General features: G+C 65.8%; 1 protein-coding gene. It reads left to right on the top strand.

Annotation, left to right across the window (positions count from 1 at the left end; translation table 11 throughout):
- Positions 1-228, top strand: a 228-nt coding sequence (locus H0524_RS24830; RefSeq protein ID WP_255435957.1) for a protein kinase, incomplete at both ends; no start/stop codon positions are given.

Genomic DNA, 228 nt, shown 5'->3' with positions numbered 1-228 from the left:
GGCGATCAAGGAGTTGGTGCCGCCGCCCGGTCTCACCGATGAGGAGCGCCGCGAGATGCGGGAGCGTTCGTTGCGTGAGGCGCGGGCGATCGCCCGCCTCAATCACGTCAACGTTGTTCGTATCTTCGATGTGCTGCGTACCGATGGTGATCCGTGGATCGTGATGGAGTACGTGGCGTCGAAGTCCCTCCAGGACGCGCTGGCTGAGCTGGGGCCGGTGTCGCCGGC

This window comes from Salinispora sp. H7-4 (genome assembly GCF_013416675.1).
Taxonomy (GTDB): domain Bacteria; phylum Actinomycetota; class Actinomycetes; order Mycobacteriales; family Micromonosporaceae; genus Micromonospora; species Micromonospora vitiensis.
Note: the sequence above shows the minus strand (reverse complement) of the source record. Positions and strands in the feature narration are given on the sequence as shown.